The sequence below is a fragment of the Sphingomonas sp. PP-F2F-A104-K0414 genome, assembly GCF_004340945.1.
Lineage (GTDB): Bacteria > Pseudomonadota > Alphaproteobacteria > Sphingomonadales > Sphingomonadaceae > Sphingomonas.
The window spans coordinates 125,325-145,100 of sequence record NZ_SLYD01000005.1 but is presented as its reverse complement, the minus strand read 5'-3'; the positions used below and the strand labels follow the sequence as shown (position 1 = coordinate 145,100).

Here is a 19,776-nt window from a genome sequence, read left to right as displayed (position 1 = left end):
CCCAGCGCAGGCTGGGATCTCCCCGTTTCAGAGCGCGCCCGCGCGGCTTGAGACCCCAGCGTTCGCTTGGGTGACGAGGACCTCATGATTCAGGCCTTAGCCTTTTACCTCTTCGCCTTCGTCGTCGTCCTGTCGGGCGCGCTGACGATCGCGTCGCGCAACCCGGTCCATTCGGTGATGTGGCTGATCCTCGCGTTCTTCAACGCGGCCGGCCTCATGATCCTGGTCGGTGCCGAGTTCATCGCGATGCTGCTCGTCATCGTCTATGTCGGTGCGGTCGCGGTGCTGTTCCTGTTCGTCGTCATGATGCTCGATATCGACTTCACCGAGCTTCGCGCAGGCGTCGCCCGGTATTTCGGGATCGGTCTCGCATTGGCCGTCGCGCTCGCCGCCGAGGTGATGATCGCGATCGGCGCGTGGAGCACGGGTCCGATCCAGCTCGCGCGCCGCGCTGCTCCGATCGACGACACCGTGCCGAACATCCAGGCGATCGGTAACCTACTCTACACGCGCTATCTGTTCGTGTTCGAGGGTGCCGGTCTGGTGCTGCTGGTCGCGATGATCGGTGCGATCGTGCTGACCCACCGGCAGCGTGGCGGCGTCAAGGCGCAGAACATCAGCCGCCAGAACGCGCGTCGTCCGCAGGATGCCACGCGCAACACGAGCCCGGTCGTCGGGCAGGGAGTCGAACTGTGACGATCGGTCTCGTCCATTATCTGGTCGTCGCGGCGATCCTGTTCACGATGGGGGTGCTCGGCATCTTCCTGAACCGCAAGAACCTCATCGTCATCCTGATGGCGATCGAGCTGATCCTGCTGGCGGTGAACATCAATCTCGTCGCGTTCTCGGCGTTCCTCCACGATCTCGTCGGACAGGTGTTCGCGATGTTCGTGCTGACGGTCGCCGCGGGTGAAGCCGCGATCGGCCTCGCCATTCTCGTGATCTATTTCCGCGGTCGCGGCACCATCGCGGTCGACGACGTCAACCGGATGAAGGGGTAATACGGTTGATCCAGCTTATCGTCTTCCTGCCGTTACTGGCCGCGATCGTTGCCGGGTTCGGCAATCGCGCGATCGGCAACGTGCCGGCGAAACTCGTCACCACGGCTGCGCTGTTCGCGTCGTGCCTGTTGTCCTGGCCGATCTTCATCGGCTTCCTCTCGGGCACCAGCACGGCCACCGTCGCGCCGCTGCTCGACTTCATCCACTCCGGCGACATGAACGTCGCGTGGTCGCTGCGCGTCGATGCGCTGACCGCGGTGATGCTCGTGGTCGTCACCTCGGTCTCGGCGCTCGTCCACCTGTATAGCTGGGGCTATATGGACGAGGATCCCGATCAGCCGCGCTTCTTCGCGTATCTGTCGCTGTTCACCTTCGCGATGCTGATGCTCGTGACGGCGAACAACCTCGTCCAGATGTTCTTCGGCTGGGAAGGCGTGGGCCTCGCATCTTACCTCCTGATCGGCTTCTGGTTCCGCAAGCCGTCCGCCAGCGCCGCCGCGATCAAGGCGTTCGTCGTCAACCGCGTCGGCGATCTTGGCTTCATGCTCGGTATCTTCGGCACGTTCCTGGTGTTCGGCACGGTCTCGATCCCCGAGATCCTCGCCGCGGCCCCTGGCATGGCGGGTTCGACGCTCGGCTTCCTCGGCTACCGCTTCGACACGATGACGGTGCTCTGCTTACTCCTGTTCGTCGGCGCGATGGGCAAGTCGGCGCAGCTCGGCCTGCACACGTGGTTGCCGGACGCGATGGAAGGCCCGACCCCGGTGTCGGCGCTGATCCACGCAGCGACGATGGTCACGGCCGGCGTGTTCATGGTGTGCCGCCTATCGCCGATGTTCGAGATGAGCCCGGTCGCGCTGACCGTGGTCACCTCGGTCGGTGCCGCGACCTGTCTGTTCGCAGCCACCTGCGGTCTCGTGCAGACAGACATCAAGCGCGTGATCGCGTATTCGACCTGTTCACAGCTCGGCTACATGTTCTTCGCGGCGGGTGTCGGCGCGTACGGCGCGGCGATGTTCCACCTCTTTACGCACGCGTTCTTCAAGGCGCTGCTGTTCCTCGGCGCCGGCTCGGTCATCCATGCGATGCACCACGAGCAGGACATGCGTTATTATGGCGGCCTGCGTAAGAAAATCCCGGTGACGTTCTGGGCGATGATGGCGGGTACGCTCGCGATCACCGGCGTGGGCATCCCCGGCATCTTTGGTAACACCGCGATCGGCTTTGCAGGCTTCCATTCGAAGGATGCGATCATCGAGGCGAGCTGGGCTGCAGGTCAGCCGGGCGTGTGGTTCGTCGGCGTGCTCGTCGCGTTGCTGACCAGCTTCTATTCGTGGCGTGTGATGTTCCTGACCTTTTGGGGCAAGCCGCGCTGGGCCGCATCGGAGCACATCCAGCATGCGCTTCACGACGCGCATGGTCACGATGACCACGCGCATGATGCGCATCACGCGGATGATCATCATGCGAACCCGGCGCAGGCCGAGGACGCAGGTCATGCGCCGCACGGTCATCACGACGCCGCGCATGCACCGGCCGAGGGCGATGGTGGGTATCACCCGCACGAGAGCCCGTTGCCGATGCTGATCCCGCTGATCGTCCTGTCGATCGGTGCGGTTCTGGCCGGCTTCGTGTTCCACGGCTTCTTCATCGAGCCCACCGCAGGCGAAGAGTTCTGGAAGGGCGCACTCGCATTCCGCGAACATCTGATGCACGAGATGCACGGCGTGCCGTTGCTCATCAAGCTGTCGGCGACGATCGCTATGCTGCTCGGCCTGCTGACCGCCTGGTACGCCTATATCAAGGCACCGACGTTCCCGGCCAAGGTCGTCGAACAGTTCGGCGTGCTCTACGACTTCCTGCTGCATAAGTGGTATTTCGACGAGTTGTACGACCTGATCTTCGTCCGCCCGGCGTTCGCGATCGGCCGTTTCCTGTGGCACCGCGGCGACGAGAAGACGATCAACCGGTTCGGGCCCGACGGCGCGACCTGGGTCGTCCAGATCGGCAGCCGCGTCGCCAACCGCTTCCAGACGGGATACCTCTACACCTATGCCTTCGTCATGCTGATCGGGCTGACCGCAGCCGTAACCTGGGCGATCGGACTGTAATGACCGGCTTTCCTATCCTTTCCGTCCTGATCGCGGTCCCGATGGTCGCGGCCGTCGTGTGCCTGTTCGTCTCGGCGAACACGGCGCGGACTTTGGCGCTGGCGGCAACGCTGATCGACTTCGTTCTCGGCATCGTGCTGTGGATGAATTATGACATCGGCGGCGCGCAGTGGCAGTTCGTCGAGCATGCCCCCGGCATCTTCGGTCCGTTCGGCTGGTCGCTCGGCATCGACGGCTTCGCGCTGATGCTGATCATGCTCAGCGTGTTCCTGATGCCGATCTGCATCGGCGCCAGCTGGCGCTCGATCACCACCCGCGTGCCCGAATACATGGCGGCGTTCCTGTTCACCGAAGTGCTGATGATCGGCACGTTCGCGGCGCAGGACCTGTTCCTGTTCTACGTGTTCTTCGAAGCCGGCCTGATCCCGATGTACCTGATCATCGGCATCTGGGGCGGTGCGAACCGGATCTACGCGTCGTACAAGTTCTTCCTGTACACGCTGCTCGGCTCGGTCCTGATGTTCATCGCGATGCTGTACATGGCGAAGACGGCAGGCACGACCAGCATCCCGGCGCTGATGAACTACGACTTCCCGGCGCACGTGCAGACGTGGCTGTGGCTGGCGTTCTTCGCGTCGTTCGCGGTCAAGATGCCGATGTGGCCGGTCCACACCTGGTTGCCCGACGCGCACGTCCAGGCGCCGACCGCGGGCTCGGTGATCCTGGCGGGCGTGCTGCTGAAGCTCGGCGGATACGGCTTCCTGCGCTTCCTGCTGCCGATGTTCCCCGAAGCGTCGGGCCAGCTGACCTGGCTGATCTTCGGCCTGTCGGCGGTCGCGGTGATCTACACGTCGCTCGTCGCGCTCGTGCAGTCGGACATGAAGAAGCTGATCGCCTACTCGTCGGTCGCGCATATGGCGATCGTTACGATCGGCCTGTTCGCGTTCAACCGGCAGGGCATCGAAGGCGCGATGATCATGATGCTGAGCCACGGCTTGGTATCGGGCGCGTTGTTCCTGTGCGTCGGTGTGATCTACGACCAGCTCCATACCCGCGAGATCTCGCGCTATGGCGGCCTCGCGATCAGCATGCCGAAATACGCGATCTTCTTCCTGTTCTTCACGATGGCCTCGATCGGCCTGCCGGGGACCAGCGGCTTCGTCGCCGAGTTCCTGTCGTTGATGGGCACGTATCAGGTCTCGACCTGGACCGCGCTGCTCTGCACGACGAGCATCATCCTCGGCGCTGCATACATGCTGTTCCTGTATCGTCGCGTCGTGTTCGGCGAGATCAAGTCCGACGACGTCCGCGCGATGGTCGACCTGTCGGGCCGCGAGATGTGGCTGCTCGCACCGATCGCAGCCGTCGTGCTGTGGATGGGCGTGTATCCCGAGAGCTTCCTGGCACCGATGCGCAAGGACGTGGGCGTGCTTCTCGCCCGTGTCGACCGCGCCAAGCCTGCCAGCGATTCCAACCCAACGGCGGGGAAGCCCGCTACTGTCCATAGTGCCGCGCACGGGGAGGCACACTGATGGATTACGCCGCTAACATCGCAATGACGCTGCCCGAACTGGTGCTGGCGTTGGGTGCGATCGCCCTGATGCTCGTCTCGGCCTGGGGCGGGGACAAATCGACGCGCGCAGTCTCGATCGCCGCCGTCTTCGTACTAGTTGGGGCAGGGATCGCCCTGGTCGGCCCGGCCTCGTCAGGTGGCTATGCGTTCGACGGCCTGTACCGCGCGGACGCGTTCGGTGCGTTCGCCAAGGTGCTGATCTACATCGCCTCGGCGGTAGCGATCGTCATGGCGCCGAGCTTCTTTGCGCGCACGCACGGCGACGATCTGCGTCCGGAATATCCGGTGCTGATCCTGCTGTCGGCTTGTGGCATGGGCATCATGGTCTCGGCCACCGACATGCTCACGCTGTATGTCGGTCTCGAGCTCCAGAGCCTCGCAGCATACGTCCTCGCCAGCTTCATGCGGCGCGACGGACGGTCTGCCGAAGCGGGTCTGAAGTATTTCGTGCTCGGCGCGCTCGCCAGCGGCATCCTGTTGTACGGCATTTCGCTGGTCTACGGGTTCAGCGGCACGACGTTGTTCTCGGGCATCTCGGAAGCCTATGCGGGCACCAAGTCGCTCGGCCTGCTGTTCGGTCTCGTGTTCGTGTTCGCAGGCCTCGCATTCAAGATCAGCGCCGTGCCGTTCCATATGTGGACACCCGACGTGTACGAAGGCGCGCCGACCCCGGTCACCGCGTTCTTCGCATCCGCCCCCAAGGTCGCGGCGCTTGCGCTCAGCGTCCGCGTGGCGGTCGATGCGATGGGCCCGGCGACGGACCAGTGGCGCCAGATCGTAATCTTCGCGGCACTCGCCTCGATCATCCTCGGTGCGGTTGCGGCGATCGGCCAGACCAACATCAAGCGGCTGCTCGCTTACTCGTCGATCAATAACGTCGGCTTCGCGCTGATCGGTCTCGCGGCGGGAACGCCGGAAGGCGTGTCGGGCGTGCTGATGTACCTGACGATCTACGTCGCGATGACGCTGGGTTCGTTCCTGGTCGTGTTGCAGATGCGCGGTGACGACGGGCAGCCGGTCGAGACGATCGATAGCCTCGCCGGCATGTCGCGGACGCGGCCTGCACTCGCCGCGGCACTCGCTATCTTCATGTTCAGCCTCGCCGGCATCCCGCCGCTGTTCGGCTTCTACGCGAAGTTCGCGGTGTTCAGTGCTGCGGTCGACGCCGGGCTCTTCCCGCTGGCGGTCGTCGGCATCGCCGCCTCGGTGATCGGTGCGTATTATTACCTGCGCGTCGTCAAGACGATGTACTTCGATGATCCGGCACCTGCGTTCGCGCCGATGGAGAGCAAGGTCGAGGGTGGCCTGATCGCCATCGCCGCGGTGTTCGTGTCGCCAGCCGGTTACCTCCTCATCCCCGTGCTCGGCGCGTGGACGATGGCGGCCGCACGGGCGTTGTTCTGAGCATCATCCGCACCGTCGCGGAGACAGGATCGACCAACGCCGACCTGCTGGAGCTTGCACGCGGCGGTGCCGAGGACGGTCTTTGGTTGCGCGCGATCCGCCAGACGGCGGGACGGGGACGGCTCGGGCGCGAATGGTCGTCGCCCGAGGGTAACCTATACACTAGCACGCTGGTCCGGTTGCGGCCGAACGATCCGCCGGCCGCCAGCCTCGCGCTGGTCGCCGCGGTCGCGTTGCAGGAAACGGTGTCGACGTTCCTCGTAGCCGGGATCTGCCAGGGCACGACCGATGCGAGCGAGACGCTGGTCCTGAAATGGCCTAACGACCTATTGCTCGCGGATGCCAAGCTGTCGGGCATCCTGCTTGAACGTGCGGACAATGCGGTGATCGTCGGCTACGGCGTCAACATTGCGCATCATCCCGATCTGCCCGATCGTGCAACGACCGATCTCGCCGCGCACGGCGTGGTGGTCGAACCGGCGATGTTCCTCGACATCCTCGCCGACAGTTTCGCGCGTTGGATCGGTCGCTGGCGGACCGAGGGTATCGCCCCCGTCCGCGAGCGCTGGGTCGATTGCGCGCATCCCGCCGGCACCGCGCTGACCGCTCGCCTCCCCGATGGCAGCGGGATCGACGGTCTGTTCGTCGGGCTCGACACCGACGGCGCACTGATCCTCCGCTTGGCGTCTGGCGAGCGGCGTGTCATTCACGCTGCCGACGTCTTCCTGCTTTGAGGCCCCGCTGATGCTGCTCGCGATCGATGCCGGCAATACCAATGTCGTGTTCGCGCTGGTCAAAGCCGGCGAGATCGTCGCGCGCTGGCGGATCGCAACCGATCCGCGGCGGACGGCGGACGAATATGCGGTGTGGCTGAGCCAGTTGATGCAGCTCGGCGGGCATGATCGCACCGCGGTCGAGGGCGTGATCGTCGCCACCGTCGTGCCGCGCGCGCTCCACAACCTCCAGGTGCTCGCGTCGAAATACTTCAATACCGACGCGCTGATCGCCGGTCATCCGCCGGTCGAATGGGGCATCGCAATCGACGTCGACGAGCCTTTCTCGCTTGGTGCCGACCGTGCGGTCAACACGATCGCCGCGCATGCGCTGCATCCCGGCGACCTGATCGTGATCGACTTCGGCACTGCGACCACGTTCGACGTCGTCGACTATAGCGGCGCGTACAAGGGCGGGATCATCGCGCCGGGGATCAACCTGTCGCTCGACGCACTGGTGACCGCCGCGGCGAAACTCCCGCGGATCGCGATCGAGGCGCCGACCGATACCAGCGTGATCGGGCTCAACACCGTCTCGCAGATGCACATCGGCATCTATTGGGGTTATGTCGCGATGATCGAGGGGCTGGTCGCGCGGATGAAACGCGAGATCGGCCGTCCCGTGAAGGTCGTCGCCACCGGCGGGCTTGCCACATTATTCGAGAAACAGACCGACGTGTTCGACGTCATCGAAGCCGACCTGACGATCCAGGGGCTGGCGATGATGTGGGATCGTCACCATATCTAGGGCCATTGGGCTCGCGCCGACCGGCCTGCGGGCCATATTCCTGTATAATCCTGAAAGTAATCAATGACTCCGAAGAACGAACTCCTTTTCTGTGGCCTTGGCGGCTCCGGCGAAATCGGCATGAACGTCAACCTGTACGGCTGCCAGGGCAAGTGGGTGATGGTCGATCTCGGCATCACCTTCGCCGATCCGCAATATCCCGGCGTCGACGTGATCCTGCCCGACCTGTCCTTCATCGAGGACCGGATCGACGACCTGCTCGGCATCGTCATCACGCATGGCCATGAAGATCACATCGGCTCGCTGCCGTACCTCGCCGAAGATCTCGGCGTGCCGATCTACGCGACCCCGTTCACGATGGGCCTGATCCGCGGCAAGCTCGAGGAAGAGGGCATCGCCAACCGCGTGAAGCTCAAGATGATCCCGATGGGCGGCAATTTCCAGCTCGGGCCTTTCGGCTTCACCTTCGTCGAGATGTCGCATTCGATCCCCGAGGCGAACGCGCTGCTGATCGACACGCCTTACGGCCGCGTGTTCCACACCGGCGACTGGAAGCTCGACAAGAACCCGGTGATCGGCAACCCGACCACGCCCGAGGGCTTCATGGCGATCGGCGACAAGGGCGTCGACGTGCTGGTCTGCGATTCGACCAACATCTTCAACACCACCGCGTCGGGCAGCGAGAGCACCGTCCGCAAGGGGCTGTTCGAGGAGGTCAGCAAGGCCAAGGGCCGCGTGATGATCACCAGCTTCGCGTCGAACGCCGCGCGGCTGCACACGTTCGGCGAAGTCGCGAAGGAAACCGGGCGCAAGCTGTGCGTGACCGGGCGCTCGCTCGACCGGATCATCAAGGTGGCGCGCGCGACGGGCTATCTGAAGGATTTCCCCGACACGATCAGCCCCGACGAGGCGATGCGCCTGCCCAAGAACAAGGTGCTGATCATCGCTACCGGTGGCCAGGGTGAAGAGCGTGCGGCGCTGGCGCGTGTGGCCAATGGCCAGCACACGATCACGCTCGAAGCCGACGACACGGTGATCTTTTCGTCGAAGCAGATCCCGGGCAACGAGGTCCAGATCGGTCGCATCCAGAACACGCTGGCGGCCAGGGGCATCCGCATGATCACCGAGCGCCAGGCGCACGTCCATGTGTCGGGTCACCCGGGTCAGCCGGAACTCGCGCAGATGTATGACTGGCTGCGGCCCGAGGTACTCGTGCCGACGCACGGCGAGATGCGTCATATGATGGAGCATGCGCGCTTTGGTCTCGAGCAGGGCATTCCGCGCGCGATCGTGCAGAGCAACGGCGACATCATCCGTCTGGCGCCCAAGGGCCCTGCGAAGATCGGCAACGCGACCGTCGGGCGTCTGGTGCTCGACGGCGACGTGATCCTCCCGGCGGATGGCGCGACGCTGAGCGAGCGGCGGAAGCTGGCGATCAACGGTCAGATCTCGGTCGGTGTCGCGCTTGGCAAGGACGGCCGGATGGTTGGCCAGCCGCAGGTTCGCGTGCAGGGCGTGCCGGTCGAGGAAGACCGCGCGGCATTCATCGCCGATGCGGTCCAGGCAGCCGCGGACACAGTGCGCGGCGGCAAGCGCGAGAGCGAGAAGATGCGTGAGCAGATCCGTCTTGCGGTGCGCAAGGTCGCGAAGCGCTGGACCGGCAAGCAGCCGATCGTCGACGTGCTGCTGATCGAGGGCTGATCGGGTGCGCTGGACCTCGGCACTCGCGATCTACGTCCTGTTCTGGTCGTTCTCGGTGTTCCTGGTCCTGCCGTTCGGCGTGAAGACGACGCGCGAGGTCGGGGGCGAACACGTCCCCGGCCAAGCCGAGAGCGCGCCGCATGAGTTTCGCTCGGGGCGGACGGCGTTGCGGGTGACGGTGGTGGCGACGGTGCTGTTCGTGCTGTTCCAGCTGAACTATGCCTACGGGTGGATCACTCCGCAAACGGTCGACCTGTTCGACCGCGGCAACATGGTCACTCGCTAGGGCGACCCCGCGATCCTCCCCCGCCAGGGGGAGGTGGCTGGCCTCGGCCAGACGGAGGGGGAGGCACGCGCCAACCTTTGTTCCGTGTCCTCCCCCTCCGTCACCTTCGGTGACACCTCCCCCTTGCGGGGGAGGATCGTGAGGGAGCGGCTATCCCGGTGACGCGGCAGAGCCCGCGAGCAGCCCGCCATCGATATTGATCTCGGTTCCCGTGATGTACGTGGCCTCGTCCGACGCCAGCATCACCGCAACCGCGGCGACCTCGTCCGGCATCCCGAACCGCTTCAACGGTGTATCCGCCACCAGCGCCGCCATCCGCGCCTCGCGGTCCGGCCCATCCCCGAGCATCGGCTCCCAGATCGGCGTCAGGATCGCGGCCGGATGCACCGAGTTGCAGCGGATTTTCCACCCCTGTTGCGCGGAATACAGCGCCACCGTCTTGCTGTGATTACGGATCGCCGCCTTTGACGACGCATAAGCCGCGGCGAGGGGGATGCCGACCAGCCCGGACCGCGACGAGATGTTGATGATCGAGCCCGTGCCCGCGGCCTTCATCGCACCGATCGCATAGCGGCAGCCGAGGAACGTGCCGTCCAGATTGACCGCATGGACCGCGCGCCAGTCCGCCAAGCTCGCATGTTCGGGATCGTGCGCGACCATGCCGTGCTCGAACCCCGTCACGCCGGCATTGTTGACGACCACGTCGGCGACCGGAACGATCTCCGACAGTCGCTGCCAGTCCGCCCCTTCGCGGACGTCCAGCTTTTCGAACCGGCAGCCGATCGCTGCCGCAGTCTCGGCGCCAATGGTTTTGTCGATATCGGTGAGGATGACGATGGCGCCCTCGTCATGGAAGCGCTCGGCGATCGCGCGGCCGATGCCGCGCGCGGCGCCGGTGACGACGCAGATCTTGGTGTTCAGTCTGGGCATGTAAGCCTCGAAATATGAGTCCGGTCGGCGGATTGCTCCGCTGGCGATGGCCGCGTCAGCGGTGGCGCTGGATCATTTCGAGAACTCCTATTCGGTCGGGCTCAGCGCAAGCGTTCGATCGCCTGTGCCAGTGCCACGTACAGCTTGCCCATGTCGGACGACAGCAATGTGACCCCGAGCGGCGAGCCGTCGCGTTGCGTCAGGATCGTGCGGAGCATCGCTTCGAAGTCGTGGATGTAGCGGTTGACCATCTCGCGGAAGGTCTCGTCCTCGTCGTAGAGGCCGGCAATCTCGCGGACTTCGCTGGCGTCGAGAATGCGGACCGCGCGGCGGGTGAACACCCCGCGGTCGCCCTTGAGGTACGCGCCCCATGCGCTGTCCGAGATTTCGGGTGCGATCGCCTTGGTGATGTCGATCGACGCCGAGTTGAGCGACTCGATCAGCAGCGACACGCGACGCGCAAAGGTGTCCTGGTCGGCGTCTTCGCGTTCGGTGCGCGCCTCTTGGATCCGCGTTTCCACGATTGCGGTCTGGTCGACGATCGTCTGGACTTCACGCGCAAGGCGTTCGGTCGCGCCGGTGGCGGCATCGACCGCAGCGCCGGTTGCGTCGGTGAGCGCCTTGACCTGGCGTTCCACGGTGTCGTTGGTCGCGCGGCGCATCGCGTCGGCGCTGGCGGCCTCGAGCGCGGCTGCGGCCTCGGGGATGACCTTCGACAGCGTTTCGCGCGCCTTGTCGGCTGCGACCGCGGCGGTCTCGCGGACGCGGTGGAGTGCCTCGATCAACTGCGGCGCGGCGTCTTCGGCGAAATGTTGCGTGCGGCCGATCGCCTCGTCGACCATGTGACCGAGCGCATCGGCCTTTGCGCGACCGGTATTGAGCGTGTTGAGCAGGTCGGTCGACAGCGTGTCGAGGACGAGGCGCTGTTCGGAGATCACGCCGGCGATCGCCTCGATAGCGTCGTGCGTGCTTTCCGCCGCAGTGACGAGCGCGAGCAGCTCGGGGCGTGCCGAGACGACGATGCTCTTGCTTGCAAGCACCTGAGAATCAAGCCGGCCCAAAGCTTCAGGCATGGTCTCGTCGATCTCGCGTGCGGCGGCGTCGAGCGCGACGAGCAGCGTTTCGGTCGTGGCGATCGTGCGGTGCGCCATGTCGTCGCCCGCGCGCAACGCTTCGGTCATCGCATTCGCCGAGCCGCCGAGTGCGCTGATCGATGCGGCGAGGTCTTGCGTGCGCTCGGTCCCATGGCGGTGGAGCAGTTCGATCCGCGATTCGACTTCGCCGAGCCCAGTGTGGAGGTCGTCGACGATCCGGTCGCCGGCGCTACGCTGTAGATCGAGGCGGATCGCGACGCGTTCGATCGCGTCCTCGACCGCGGCGATACGGTGCGCGAGCGCTTCGGCGCTGTCACGCGCGGCGCTGTCGAGCGCGGCCTGGTTGGCGCCGACCATCGCCAGCATCGCGTCGCCCTGTGCAGCGATGCCGCGACGCGACAGATCGACCGCATCGGCGGTGCGGTTGAGCAGCGCGTCGACCGCAGCGGACATGCCGTCGGTCACCGATTCGAGATGCGCACCCGCGGTCTGGCTGGTCGCCTCCATCCGGACGATGTGCGCGGCGAGGCGTTGCGCGGCGCCGCTCGCCATCGCGTCGGCCTCGCGGCCACGTTCGGCGAGCGCAACGATCTGCGCGTCGAGAGCAGCGGCGTGTTCGCTGGCCGACAGACCCGTGCGTTCGAGACGCTTGGCGACGTCGTCGATATCCGCCTGTGCACGGGGAAGGGTGGCGATCAGGACGCCGAGGCTGGTTTGTGCGCCGGCAGTCGAGGTTGCGAGGTTGCGCGCGTGGGCTGCAGCCTGGTCGATTTCGGAGACCATGCCGCGACCGATCGCGGCCAATTGTTCGGTCGCGCCGCCGCCCATCGCCATGAGCGCGTTCAATTGTTCGGCAAGGTGCTGGCGATTGGCGTCGATCGTGTCCGACAGCACTGCGACGGTGCGCTCCAGGCTGGCCGCTTCGTCGCGCATGGCCTGCGCGGTGATGCCGAACCGATGCGCCTCGGTGCGGCTGGTGCGCATGGTGAGCAGCCAGACGATGCCGACGAGCGCAGGGACGATACAGAGCGCGGCGATGAACTGGACCAGCGCGACCGGTTCGATCGTCGCCAGCGAACCGCGTGCGATCCACAGCATCGCGGCTAGCCATATCGCTACGATCGCGACCGCAATACCGGCGAAAAGCGGACCGCGTTCGGGCGCAGGCTCTTGCGAGGGCTCGTCGAAATGGGGCTCGGTGACGGTTTCGGACATGTCTTCTATCACCGGATCCATCACGATGTCCGCGCGAATGGGATGGGCATTGCCTGCCGACGCGCGAAACCCGATCATTGACGAACCCCCGTTCATGAATTGCGGAAGTATCATGGATTGTCGTCGGACAAAACGGATGATGCGACGGTTCGGCGAACATCCGTCCGGTAAGCGGGGCGACACGGCGTATGATCGTGGTGGCGCCGCGAGAAGCCGCGGTCGATCCATGTGATAAGCACGGGAGGATGTGGCGGTATAGTCGCCCCAGCCGGGTGGTTTCTCGCGCGTAACGTTGAACCGAACCGCGACGCAGGGCAGTTCGACCTAACGCGGGCTTTGCAGGACGGCGCGTACCGCCTAACAGCCTGCGATGCTTGCCGGCCTATTATTTGCAATTCACGACGCCGACGATCGTCCCGATCGTCTGGCCGCGACGCTGCCGTTCAGCGGCGTCACGCTTATCGAATACCAGGCACGGTTGCTGATCGCGGCCGGCGTGTCGCAGGTGATCGTCGTCGTCGCGCGGATGACGCCCGAGCTTTTGGGGGCGATCAACCGGATCGGGCGGCGCGGCGTTTCGGTCGATACGGTGCGCTCGGCGACCGAAGCGGTCGAGAAGCTGCATCCGCTCGCCCGCGTGCTGATGCTCGGCGACGGGCTGGTCACCACCGAGGCGATCGTCAAGGCGATGGCGGGCGAGGAGGGCGATTGCCTGCTCGTCGTGCCGGAGAGCGATGCCGGGCCGGGGTTCGAACGTGTCGGCGGGCAGATGGCGTGGGCCGGGGTCGCCCGGCTGAGTTCGAGCCGGATCGCCGAGGTCTCGGCTTTGCCACAGGATTACGATCTTCAGTCGTCGCTGTTGCGCTTGGCGGTACAGTCGCGCGCGACGCAAGTGTTGCTGCCAACCGATGCGGTGCGCGGTGGGCACGGTATCGAGCGGCAGGCGCGGACGCTGGAGGAACGCGGGCGTGCGGTGCTGATGACGATCGTGTCGGGGCGGCGCGGCTGGTTCGACCGGTTCGTGCTCGCGCCGATCGCGCGGCTGGCGTTGCCGCTGCTGGTCGATCGCGGCGTCGCGGGGACCACGGTGGGCGCAGCTGGGCTGGCGCTGGGCGTCGCCGGGCTGGTGACGATCGGCGTAGGCCTGTCCTCGACCGGGCTGATCCTGGCGCTGGTCGGGTGCATCGCATTGGCACTTGGTTCGGTGTTGAGCGGGCTTCGCGACGAAGAGCCGATGGCGCATGGCCAGACCGTGGCGATCGGCGGTGTCGTTGCCGCCGCGATCCTCGTCTTTGCGTTCTTCGTCAGCGGCTATGCAGGCGAGAACACCGCGCTGGCGATCGGTACCGCCCTCGTCGCGATCGGCGGACTGGCCGAGCGCGCGATCGTCGAACGCGAGCGCCAGTTCTGGTGGGGCAGTCCGACTGCGTATCTGCTGATCGTGACGCTGACCGCACTGGTCGGTTTTTCGGTAGTGGGATTGGGGTTGACCGCGGCCTATGCGACCGCGACGCTGGCGGCGGTGATCGAACGATTGCGCCGCGCGCCTTAGGCGGACCTTAACGACCGGAGGCTAAGCACGGGGCGATGTCGGTCGGCCGAGACCCAGTTGACGCTATGCCGTCCTATGACGATCCGCTCGCGCGGGCCGAGACCGTGCGCTTGCGCGCGGAGACGCGACTGGCGGGGACGATCGCCGACTTCTTCCTCGATGCGGATGCGCGGTTGGACGACCGGACGCGGCTGATGCTGGCGCATGTGCTTGATGCGATCGTCGGTTCGATCGAGTGGGATATCCGCCGCCACGCCGCGCGGTCGCTTGCCGGAAACGGATCGACGAAGGCGGGCGAGGCGATCCTCAAGGCGGGCGCGGGGGGCGTCGTCGATCGACTGACGCGCGCTGGATTGCTCCGTGACGAGGAGTTGATGGACGAACTGATCGCGCGCGTCCGCCACGATCTGATCGCGGCGTCGCTGCCGGTCGAGGTGGCCGAGCCCGACGAGGCGAGCCTGCTGGTCCGTCTCGCTGGCGTGCCGGACAGTATCGTAGCGTCGGCGGCGTCGGCCCTGCTTGCGGCGGAGAGCCGACGGCGGGTCGCGAACGAACAGGGTGTGGTCGGTGGGAGCGAACTCCCCGCCGAACTCCATCACCGGCTGGTCTGGTGGGTGGCGGCGGCAATCCGCGACGGCTTGCGGCATGCGACGCGCGAGAGCGACCGCGCGATCACCGACGCGGCGCAGCGCAGTCTCGCGGCGCATGACGAGGGCGAGCGGCCCGATGCGGTGGCGATGCGGCTGGCGGGGGCGCTCGATGCGCGGCCCAATGAACTCGCCGCAGTGCTGGTCGAATCGATCGGTGATCGGCGATTGTCACTGTTCGTGGCGGTGCTGGCGCATGCGCTCGGCATCGCGTTCGATCAGGCGCGGGCGATCACGCTGGAGCCCGAGGGCGACCGGCTGTGGCTGGCGTTGCGCGCGCTCGACATGGATCGGCCGACGATCGCCCGGATCGGGCTGGCCCTGTCGGAAGCGGACCCGCGGCGCGATATCGAGGCATTTGCGGACGCTTTGGATGCGATCGTTGCGGTCGGTGTCGAGGATGCGCGGGCGTCGATCGCACCACTGGCACTGAACCGCGATTTTCGGATGGCGTTGCGGGCGCTGGCGCGTACGGGTCGGCGATGAGCGTGTTCGACCCTTCGACCGAAAGCCCCATTGCCCACGCGATCGTTGCACCCGACGGCTCACTGTCGTTCGCGGATCCGGCGCTGATCGCGCTCAACCAGCGCGCGGGCGGCATGCGTGGCGCGCCGTTGGCGGTGCCGCAGCTTGCGACGATCGCCCGCCTCGCACGGCGGCTTGGCATCGTCGTGTCGCGCGGCGTGGTGGTCGCGGACGACGAGACCGACGTCGATCTGTGGGTGCGCGCGCAACCGGACGGCGAGAACGTCCGTCTTACGGTCAGCGGCTGGCGCGAGATCGTCGCATGGCGCCCGGCGCGGCCGGCACCCGATGCGCAGAATGATTTTCTCGGCAGCGATACCGACTGGCGGTGGGAAACCGACTCCGCGCTGCGGCTGACGTTCGTGACGCTGGATGCGGGGCCGAAGCATGGGTTCGATGCGTTCGCGCTGCTCGGCCAGCCGCTGACGGCGATGTTCGCGCTCGATGCCGGAACGGACGGGACGTTGCCGATTCTCGACTCGCTGGCGAGGCGGCGGGCGATGGCTGCGCAGCCCGCGCATCTTCGGAGTTCGGGCCGCGCGGTGACGCTGACCGCCAATGTCCGGCACGATGCATCGGGCGATTTTGCCGGGTTCGTCGGCGTGGCGCGGATGGTCGTCGAGGACGCCCTGGCGCCCGTTGCCGCGGACAGGCTGTCGCCGACCTTCACCAGCGGGCTCGACAAGGCGTTGCGGATTCCGCTCGCGCGGATCGTCGCCAATGCCGACAGCATCAACGCGCAGGCCGATGGCCCGGTGCAGCACGACTATGCCGATTACGCCGCGGATATCGCCAGCGCCGGCCGGCATCTGCTCGAACTGGTCGACGATCTCGTCGATCTGCAAGCGGTCGAGCGTCCGGACTTCGCGCTGGCACCCGAGCCGATCGACCTCGCCGACGTCGCTCGCCGCGCTGCGGGTCTGCTGACCGTACGCGCGAGCAATGCCGAGGTGACGATCGTTCGGCCGGCGATGGACGCACGCGTGCCGGCCCTCGGCGATTTCCGGCGTTTGCTGCAGATCCTGGTCAATCTCGTCGGCAACGCGGTGCGCTATTCACCCGCGGGGTCGCATGTCACCGTGTCGGTGGAGCGGTCCGAGACGCAGGCGATTGTCGTCGTCGCGGACCAGGGCAAGGGCGTCGCGCCCGAGGATCAGATCCGGATTTTCGAGAAGTTCGAGCGGGTCGATCCGTCGGAGGCCGGGGGCAACGGGCTCGGCCTGTATATTGCACGACGCTTGGCGCGGGCGATGCAAGGCGATCTCATGATCGAGAGCGCGCCCGGCGAAGGCGCGCGGTTCGTCTTGACGTTACCGGCGGATCCGGCGCGCCACTAATATCAGCGCGAGGCCGAACGCGGCGAGAAATGCACCGCGATCCGCCCATGGCCGCTGGTCGAGCATGAAGCTCGACTGCGGCCAGTGGACGTAACCGAGCCCCTGGCCGATCCAGAGCAGACCCATCAGCGCGCTGAGCACGCCGACGATCATCAGGATCGGCCGGAGCGTCTTCATTAGCGTGACGCCATCGGGACGTAGTCACGTGCGGTCGGGCCGCTGTACAGCTGGCGCGGACGGCCGATCTTCTGGTCTGGATCGGTGATCATCTCGTTCCACTGCGCGACCCAGCCGACGGTGCGGGCGAGCGCGAAGAGGACGGTGAACATCGACGTTGGGAAGCCGATCGCCGACAGGATCACGCCCGAATAGAAATCGACATTCGGGAACAGCTTCTTCTCGATGAAGTACGGATCGCTGAGCGCCAGACGCTCGAGCTCGATCGCGACGTCGAACACGGGGTCGGTGACGCCCAGCTCGCCGAGCACTTCCTTGACGGTCGTCTGCATGACCGCCGCGCGTGGGTCGTAGTTCTTGTACACGCGGTGGCCGAAGCCCATCAGGCGGAACGGATCGTTCTTGTCCTTGGCGCGGGCGATATACTCGGGGATGCGATCGACGGTGCCGATCTCATGCAGCATGTTGAGCGCGGCTTCGTTAGCGCCGCCATGCGCTGGGCCCCACAGGCAGGCGATGCCGGCCGCGATACACGCGAACGGGTTGGCGCCCGACGAACCGGCGAGACGGACGGTCGAGGTCGACGCGTTCTGCTCGTGGTCGGCGTGGAGGATGAAGATGCGGTCCATCGCCTTTTCGACGATCGGGTTCACGACATACTTCTCGGCGGGGACGCCGAACGTCATCTTCAGGAAATTGCCGGTGTAGCTCAGCGTGTTGTCCGGATAGACGAACGGCTGGCCGACGCTGTACTTGTACGCCATCGCGGCGATCGTCGGCATCTTGGCGATCAGGCGGTGCGACGCGATGACGCGCTGCGCCGGATCGTGGATGTCGGTCGAATCGTGATAGAACGCCGACAGTGCGCCGACGACGCCGCACAGGATCGCCATCGGATGCGCGTCGCGGCGGAAGCCACGGAAGAACTGCGCGAGCTGCTCGTGCACCATCGTGTGGCGCGTGATCGTGTTGGAGAAGTTCGCCAGCTCGTCTTCGCTCGGCAGTTCGCCGTTGAGCAGGAGGTACGCGACCTCCATGAAGTTCGACTGTTCGGCCAGCTCGCCGATCGTGTAGCCGCGGTGCAGCAGCGTGCCGGCGTCACCATCGATATAGGTCAGCTTCGACTGGCACGACGCCGTCGACGTGAAGCCCGGATCATAGGTGAAATTGTCCGTCTGCGCGTACAGCTTGCGGATATCGATGACATCGGGTCCGACCGTACCGGACATCACCGGATACTCGAAATCCTTGCCGTCGACCTTGAGGGTTGCGGTCTCGCTCATGCTTGTATCCTTCCTCGAAATCTTATCAGCTAGCCATCCGGTCGGCGATCCGGCCAAGGCTCTCGTCGCGCCCGAGCAGGTCGAGCACATCGAAAATCCCCGGCGACGTCTTGCGTCCCGTCAGCGCGGCGCGAAGCGGCTGTGCGACCTGGCCGAGCTTGACGCCCCGCGCTTCGGCCACGCGCCGTACCGCGCCTTCGAGCGCCTCCGTATCCCACGTGGCGAGCGCGTCAAGTTCGGCATGGACATTGACCAAAATCGCACTCGCTTCACCCTGTAAAAGGCTCGCCGCAGCGTCATCCATCGCCAGAGGGCGCTGGCTGAACAGGAAATTCGAGCCTTCGGCCAGCTCGTTCAGGTTTGCGGCACGTGGCTTCAGGACGGGCATCGCGCGAGTCAGAAGATCGAGTCCGCCAGACGGAAGGTCGTGGCCGAGACGATCCGCGGCGAGTTGCGCGAGACGCGCGTCGTCGGCTTCGCGGATATAATGGCCGTTGAGGTTCTCGAGCTTCTTCAGGTCGAAGCGCGAGGGCGATTTGCCAACCCCCGACAAGTCGAACCACTCTACCGCCTGCTCGCGGCTGATGATCTCGTCGTCGCCATGACCCCAGCCGAGCCGTAGCAGGTAATTGTCGAACGCCTCGGGCAGGATACCCATCTCGTCGCGATACGCTTCGATGCCGACCGCGCCGTGACGCTTCGACAGCTTGGCGCCGTCGGGGCCGTGGATCAGCGGGATGTGCGCGTAGATCGGCTCAGGCCAGCCCATCGCGCGGTAGATCGGCAGCTGGCGGAACGCATTGTTGAGGTGATCGTCGCCGCGGATGACGTGCGTCACGCCCATGTCGTGATCGTCGACGACGACGGCCAGCATGTAGGTCGGTGTACCGTCCGAGCGCAGCAGGACGAGGTCGTCGATCTCTTCGTTCTTGACCGTGACGGACCCTTGCACGCGGTCCTCGATCGTGACGGCGCCTTCCTGCGGCGCGCGCAGACGAACGACGTGGGGCAGGTTCGGCGCTTCGCTCTCGGGGCGATCGCGCCACGGGCTGCGGATGCGGAGCGGCTTCTTCGCGGCCTGTGCCTCGGCACGCATCGCGGCGATTTCGTCGTTGGTCATGTAGCAGCGATAGGCGTGCCCGTTCGCGACCATTTCGTGCGCGACCTGTGCGTGACGCTCGGCGCCCGCGAACTGCATGACGACATCGCCGTCCCAGTCGAGTCCGAGCCAGCGCATCCCGTCGATGATCGCGTCGATCGCCGGCTGGGTCGAGCGGACCCGGTCGGTATCCTCGATCCGCAGCAGGAACTTGCCGCCATTAGCTTTCGCAAACAGCCAGTTGAACAGCGCGGTGCGCGCGCCGCCAAGATGCAGGAACCCCGTCGGCGACGGAGCGAAACGGGTAACCACGGGTGCGG

At 65.8% G+C, this 19,776-nt stretch carries 17 protein-coding genes; 12 read left to right on the top strand and 5 right to left on the bottom strand.

Going from position 1 to position 19,776, the window contains the following annotated elements; translation table 11 throughout:
- The first annotated feature begins 84 nt into the window (after positions 1–84).
- The 9 genes from C8J46_RS13090 to C8J46_RS13050 all read left to right on the top strand — a co-directional run bounded on the left by C8J46_RS13090 (position 85) and on the right by C8J46_RS13050 (position 9,597).
- A complete protein-coding gene (locus C8J46_RS13090; RefSeq protein WP_056048540.1) occupies positions 85–696 on the top strand; it encodes an NADH-quinone oxidoreductase subunit J in 612 nt (203 codons plus the stop codon).
- A 2-nt stretch (positions 697–698) separates the two neighbouring features.
- Positions 699–1,001, top strand: a complete 303-nt coding sequence (nuoK, locus tag C8J46_RS13085) for an NADH-quinone oxidoreductase subunit NuoK (protein WP_175518104.1) — start codon at positions 699–701, stop codon at positions 999–1,001.
- 5 nt (positions 1,002–1,006) lie between these two features.
- Positions 1,007–3,112 carry an NADH-quinone oxidoreductase subunit L gene (nuoL, locus tag C8J46_RS13080; protein WP_132739929.1) on the top strand — a complete coding sequence of 702 codons (2,106 nt, stop codon included), beginning with the start codon at positions 1,007–1,009 and terminating at the stop codon, positions 3,110–3,112.
- Positions 3,112–4,644, top strand: coding sequence for an NADH-quinone oxidoreductase subunit M (locus C8J46_RS13075; protein ID WP_132739926.1), 1,533 nt, complete (start codon positions 3,112–3,114; stop codon positions 4,642–4,644). The genes nuoL and C8J46_RS13075 overlap by 1 nt, the downstream gene beginning before the upstream one ends.
- Positions 4,644–6,089 (top strand): NADH-quinone oxidoreductase subunit NuoN, encoded by a 1,446-nt coding sequence (gene nuoN, locus C8J46_RS13070; protein WP_060524719.1) that lies wholly within the window; start codon positions 4,644–4,646, stop codon positions 6,087–6,089. Before C8J46_RS13075 ends, nuoN begins: the two co-directional genes overlap by 1 nt.
- A 2-nt stretch (positions 6,090–6,091) precedes the next feature.
- On the top strand, positions 6,092–6,823 hold the full coding sequence (locus tag C8J46_RS13065) for a biotin--[acetyl-CoA-carboxylase] ligase (RefSeq protein ID WP_132740773.1): 732 nt from the start codon (positions 6,092–6,094) through the stop codon (positions 6,821–6,823).
- Between the two features lie 10 nt (positions 6,824–6,833).
- On the top strand, positions 6,834–7,610 hold the full coding sequence (locus C8J46_RS13060) for a type III pantothenate kinase (RefSeq protein ID WP_132739923.1): 777 nt from the start codon (positions 6,834–6,836) through the stop codon (positions 7,608–7,610).
- 63 nt (positions 7,611–7,673) lie between these two features.
- On the top strand, positions 7,674–9,311 hold the full coding sequence (locus C8J46_RS13055) for a ribonuclease J (protein ID WP_132739920.1): 1,638 nt from the start codon (positions 7,674–7,676) through the stop codon (positions 9,309–9,311).
- Between the two features lie 4 nt (positions 9,312–9,315).
- Positions 9,316–9,597 (top strand): DUF1467 family protein, encoded by a 282-nt coding sequence (locus tag C8J46_RS13050; RefSeq protein ID WP_132739917.1) that lies wholly within the window; start codon positions 9,316–9,318, stop codon positions 9,595–9,597.
- A gap of 150 nt (positions 9,598–9,747) precedes the next feature.
- Here C8J46_RS13050 and C8J46_RS13045 read toward each other — a convergent pair whose 3' ends face one another.
- The gene (locus C8J46_RS13045; protein ID WP_132739914.1) at positions 9,748–10,527 is read right to left on the bottom strand and encodes an SDR family oxidoreductase; all 780 of its coding nucleotides are present in this window, start codon (positions 10,525–10,527) and stop codon (positions 9,748–9,750) included.
- A gap of 101 nt (positions 10,528–10,628) precedes the next feature.
- Positions 10,629–12,914, bottom strand: coding sequence for a hypothetical protein (locus tag C8J46_RS13040; protein WP_132739912.1), 2,286 nt, complete (start codon positions 12,912–12,914; stop codon positions 10,629–10,631).
- A gap of 292 nt (positions 12,915–13,206) precedes the next feature.
- Between C8J46_RS13040 and C8J46_RS13035 the strand changes: the two genes are divergently transcribed.
- From C8J46_RS13035 to C8J46_RS13025, 3 genes are all read left to right on the top strand, one after another.
- Complete coding sequence (locus C8J46_RS13035) at positions 13,207–14,388, top strand: hypothetical protein (protein ID WP_132739909.1); 1,182 nt, start codon at positions 13,207–13,209, stop codon at positions 14,386–14,388.
- A gap of 65 nt (positions 14,389–14,453) precedes the next feature.
- Complete coding sequence (locus C8J46_RS13030; protein WP_132740770.1) at positions 14,454–15,521, top strand: DUF2336 domain-containing protein; 1,068 nt, start codon at positions 14,454–14,456, stop codon at positions 15,519–15,521.
- The gene (locus C8J46_RS13025; RefSeq protein ID WP_132739906.1) at positions 15,518–16,897 is read left to right on the top strand and encodes a HAMP domain-containing sensor histidine kinase; all 1,380 of its coding nucleotides are present in this window, start codon (positions 15,518–15,520) and stop codon (positions 16,895–16,897) included. The genes C8J46_RS13030 and C8J46_RS13025 overlap by 4 nt, the downstream gene beginning before the upstream one ends.
- On the opposite strand, the gene C8J46_RS13020 is transcribed toward C8J46_RS13025, so the two are convergent.
- Genes C8J46_RS13020 through gltX form a run of 3 tightly spaced genes read right to left on the bottom strand, consistent with a single transcriptional unit; the run spans position 16,871 to position 19,768 of the window.
- Positions 16,871–17,074 carry a hypothetical protein gene (locus tag C8J46_RS13020; protein WP_107962026.1) on the bottom strand — a complete coding sequence of 68 codons (204 nt, stop codon included), beginning with the start codon at positions 17,072–17,074 and terminating at the stop codon, positions 16,871–16,873. The two genes, C8J46_RS13025 and C8J46_RS13020, sit on opposite strands and share 27 nt — an antisense overlap.
- Positions 17,074–18,357: a citrate synthase gene (locus C8J46_RS13015; protein ID WP_056048581.1), complete on the bottom strand. Its 1,284-nt coding sequence runs from the start codon at positions 18,355–18,357 to the stop codon at positions 17,074–17,076. Before C8J46_RS13015 ends, C8J46_RS13020 begins: the two co-directional genes overlap by 1 nt.
- 25 nt (positions 18,358–18,382) lie before the next feature.
- Entirely contained in the window at positions 18,383–19,768 is a 1,386-nt protein-coding gene (gene gltX, locus C8J46_RS13010) for a glutamate--tRNA ligase (protein ID WP_243643376.1), read from the bottom strand.
- Between the last annotated feature and the right edge of the window lie 8 nt (positions 19,769–19,776).